Here is a 4,096-nt window from a genome sequence, read left to right on the forward strand (position 1 = left end):
AGGATCAGATCAGGAGGTGGCCGGCTTCAAATCGGAACGGCGGCCGGAATGAAATCGGAACAGGTGGCCGGCTTCATCTTGGAATGCATGGCCGGCTTCGTCGGAATCCGCAGCGACCTCACCGGCGACCTCTTCGGTCAGTTCCTGCCGGGTCTTCTTGGGCCTGAGACGCTCAGGATCGTTGAACGCGTCCTTCAGCCACTGGCGCTTGTCGGCGTCCTCAAGGTCGGCAATCGCGATCTCGTAGGTCTTCGAGACCGAGTTCGTCCAGTTGGTGTGGATGCGGATCGTCGTGCCGATGTCGGAAACGATGAGCAGGGGTGGATTGTCGAGGGCGACGGCGTAACGTTGGAGCTGGGCGAAGGCCGTGTCGAGGTTCGCGTGAGTACCCTTGTACTCCCAGCCGAAATAGCCCCGCTTGAAGACATCGGCAAAACCACGACCGCCGGTGGTCTTCGTCGCACCAACCTCGAAGGCATAGTCCTCGCCGTCGCGGTCCACATCAGTGGGCGAAGGCTCCCCCAAGAGCTGGCAGAGATCATTGAAATGCGACTGCGCAGCCGACCGCTCCTTCAGCTTCGAGTTCGACCACTTCGTAATGAACTCGTGCGGCGTCATGGATGTCGGCGGGGCTCCTTGGCGGGACCGGCAGTTCGCAACATCGGGGACCCAAAGGCAAGGGCGGGTGGGGAGAAACCGTCCAAGTCGGCGAGTATTGAGGTCTGAGCGGGTCTGGTCCCGTTCCGGGCGGCAACCCCTATGGTGCAGGGGGTGCGAAATAGGGTGAGCCTAAACAGGAGGGCCAGGGCAATTCGGGTGAGGAGGAGCTAATAGTGCCGCTCACTTGTCCTGGCTTCTGAGCTGTACCGATAGCGGCTGACACCAGCAACATCCAACCACGGATGCAATCCACATCCTGCCAGTCTCCCAGAGCGGAGTTGGCGGGTGCTTTGCCGCGTCCGTGCCAACCAAAGAAAGGAGCATCATGCTCGAACACCCAAACCCCGTGGCGGACGCCATAGGGGATGCAGAGGAACCACCACGTTCGGAGCTGGCCGTCGCCATAGCCGAACTTCGCCACCGACAGGCTCAAGGGTCCCCTGAGGAGCGGCCCACCAAGCTTCCAGTCTCTCGGGTCACTGTCCATCACGACGCGTTCAAGGTCCGATCCGGCACGAAGGATGGCTATCACACGGCCCGCCTTGAGCAGGCCCTGAAGGTCGCGGGCGATCTCGACCCGATCCTCGTCCTACCCTGCGGCGGCGACTTCGTTCTCGTTGACGGCGAATATCGCCTTGCTGTCTACCGCCGCGCCGGCCGATCCGAGGTTCCGGTTCGGTACTTCGAGGGGACCCCTGAGGAGGCCCTTGCGCACCGAAGCCGGGAGGCCGGCAAGGCTGTCCTGCCGCTGACGAACGAAGAGAAGATGAACGTCGGATGGAGCTTCGTGCTGGCGGACCTCTTCGCGATCAGGGGGACGGCGGACAATGCCGGCATCTCGCGAAAGCAGGTCAGCATCATGAGGAAGGCCAAGCGGACCCTTGGAGACGACGCCTTCGACTACGACGAGTGGTGGCGAGCCCGTGAGGCAGCCCGAGGACAAACCGACGAACCCAACGAACTGGACGAATGGGAGACGAGAATGCAGGAGCAGGCCGCGATATATGCGGATCGAATAAGGAAGGCAGTCGGCGCGAAGATGACGCACAACGCTGAGATCGCGGCAATCACCCTCGGGTTGATCTTGGGCCATAGGGCCAACGAGGTCGTCTTGAACATGTACCACCGCCAGATCGTCTGGGATGACGAGGACGACGGTGATGACGACGACCGCGACCCGATGTCGTTCTGATGGGACGGATGAGCAATTCCTCCGCAAACCCTAAGGTGCGTAATTTACAGAAGCGGACACTGGCCAACTGCATCTCGATCCACGCGGATGGGGCCTGCCTCGGCAATCCTGGTGCCGGGGGTTGGGGTGCTGTCCTTCACCTGCATCGCGATGGAGGCGTCGCCAAGAGTAAGTCCCTCTCTGGCGGCGAACCCGAGACCACCAACAACCGCATGGAACTGAGGGCAGCTATCGAGGGCCTGAAGGCCCTGAAGCGGTCCCATCATCCCGTGGTCGTCATCTCCGACAGCAAATACGTCGTGGACGGCATGTCCTCGTGGGTAGCCGGTTGGAAGGCGAACCGCTGGAAAGCCTCGAACCGGAAGCCGGTGAAGAACGTGGACCTCTGGAAGGAACTCGACACACTGGCCTACTGGCAAGGCGGCGTCTTCTGGCAGTGGACCAAGGGGCACGCTGGGGACCCCATGAACGAACGAGCCGATGCACTGGCGAGTGCCGAGGCGTTGAAGCAGAAGACGCTCAACGGCGGCAGCGCGTAAGCCGGAACGCGAACACCAACGAACATCCCGAGGTGGACCCTTGGGATGTTCGGGCTCGTCCGGGCCGATCAGTGTCTTCTGCAAAATACGAATACGTCCCAGCATCGGACGTGATCGAGGCGGGTTCGGTCGCCGTACGGGAGACAAGCCGGCCGTCCCCCCCTGACGGAGTGCATCTGAGGAGTTCATCGGCCCCCGGTGATGGCGATGGATGACCTCGTATGTGTCCGTATACAGCACATTCAAGCCGCGCGGGCGTACTCACGCACTTTCTGCGCTGCCGCTCCGCGATCAAACTCCGGAACGAGTAAGGCCGGAGGGCAGAGAAATTCCTCAAGCTCTCCCTCGGAATTTTTATGTGGGAGTTGTTCATTGAGTATTATTGGAAGGAAACGTTCCCCACGCATCAGATGTCGCCACATCTCGCGCCCGTCTGGTAGCAGTTCCACAGGATAGGCTACGACCCGAAGCGAGTGAATTATTGGAGCCAACCCGGAAGCTCCTAGCTCACCTGCACGGGTTTTAAGTGTCAATAGTTCTTCTCGGTCCTTTTTAAGGGCAGCTACCAAAAAACTCGCCAACATACGATCTTCTTTGGTAGAGGTTATGGATATATCATTCATCGATCCCAGTGCTTTTCCGTATTTCTTTGAGTATTTCTGTTTCGAGTTCTCCAGCATTTTTAAGGAAAGTACGAGAGTAAGGCCTAATTCCTCATCTGTTCCAGCACTCAAGTATCGATTGAACTGTTGTATCTCGTGTTGAGCGGCTCCAGCGCCCTTTTTATGGATAAAATTCTTCAGGAAACCGATCATTCACGCCCTTTGCGTATTCCATAGGAGAGGTCGCCTGATCGTGACGCAATAGGGGGAGGTCATGCAACCCCTTGTAAATAATACATTTCGGGGAACCGTACTGCTTCGATGCACCGACGCGCCTGTTCGAGCTTGGGGCCACTGGAATAGACCCCGAGGGTCATCCCTTGGCGCTTGTGCCCGACTACGGCCGCGATGATGCTCTCAGGTTGGTCCGCCTGTTCTGCCTTCGTTGCAAACCACCGTCGAAAGGAATGGAAGTTGACACGCGAGCGGCGGTTGCCGGGAATGACATCATCGACACCGACGCTTCGGCGATACTCGGTGAAGTGGTTGGATGCCTTGAATGACTTCTCTCGCATCGATCCCTTTTGGGGGTACGGCCACTCTGGAAATAGGTCGTCGTCCGGTTCTTTATCCGCACAACGTCTCTTCACGATACCTTGGAGATCGGAATGGATCGGACACAGGCGAGGTCCCGGCTCGCTCTTCTGGGGCTTGAACCGGAAGTGACCATTCTCGCAATCTCGAACCGTCAAGCAGACGATTGCGTCGATCCTCGCTCCGGTTAACGCACCTATTCGGATAAGATCGTGCATGTGCTGGGTCGTGTCGCCTTGTAGTAGCTTAAGCATCTCCTCATCTGTGAAGGGGCGCTCTAGCTCATGCGACGGCTTCTGAGGCTCCTTCAGGGTCACGCCCTGCCAGACATTGACCTCGACCTCGTGGCGCTTCTTCAGCCACTTCCAATAGATCGACAGGCGCCGCAGATACTTGTTGCGTAATTCGCGTGATCATGAGCACGGATTTCAGACGATCGTGAGCATGGATTTCGCGGCATCGTGAGCATCGATTTCAGAGGATCGTGAGCAGCTTTCAAGAAGCTGCGG

5 protein-coding genes are annotated in these 4,096 nt (G+C 58.6%); 2 read left to right on the plus strand and 3 right to left on the minus strand.

Annotation, left to right across the window (positions count from 1 at the left end):
- Nucleotides 1-9: 9 nt before the first annotated feature.
- Nucleotides 10-618 (minus strand): hypothetical protein, encoded by a 609-nt coding sequence (locus VQ042_RS24780; protein ID WP_331822926.1) that lies wholly within the window; start codon nt 616-618, stop codon nt 10-12.
- A 367-nt stretch (nt 619-985) separates the two neighbouring features.
- Between VQ042_RS24780 and VQ042_RS24785 the strand changes: the two genes are divergently transcribed.
- Nucleotides 986-1,852 (plus strand): ParB/RepB/Spo0J family partition protein, encoded by an 867-nt coding sequence (locus VQ042_RS24785; RefSeq protein WP_331822927.1) that lies wholly within the window; start codon nt 986-988, stop codon nt 1,850-1,852.
- 8 nt (nt 1,853-1,860) lie between these two features.
- Complete coding sequence (gene rnhA / locus VQ042_RS24790; RefSeq protein WP_331822928.1) at nt 1,861-2,391, plus strand: ribonuclease HI; 531 nt, start codon at nt 1,861-1,863, stop codon at nt 2,389-2,391.
- A 242-nt stretch (nt 2,392-2,633) separates the two neighbouring features.
- Here rnhA and VQ042_RS24795 read toward each other — a convergent pair whose 3' ends face one another.
- Both VQ042_RS24795 and VQ042_RS24800 read right to left on the minus strand, forming a co-directional pair.
- Nucleotides 2,634-3,206 carry a hypothetical protein gene (locus VQ042_RS24795; protein ID WP_331822929.1) on the minus strand — a complete coding sequence of 191 codons (573 nt, stop codon included), beginning with the start codon at nt 3,204-3,206 and terminating at the stop codon, nt 2,634-2,636.
- Between the two features lie 59 nt (nt 3,207-3,265).
- Entirely contained in the window at nt 3,266-3,841 is a 576-nt protein-coding gene (locus VQ042_RS24800) for a tyrosine-type recombinase/integrase (RefSeq protein WP_331822930.1), read from the minus strand.
- Nucleotides 3,842-4,096: the final 255 nt, after the last annotated feature.

This window comes from Aurantimonas sp. A2-1-M11 (assembly GCF_036549475.1).
Lineage (GTDB): Bacteria > Pseudomonadota > Alphaproteobacteria > Rhizobiales > Rhizobiaceae > Aurantimonas.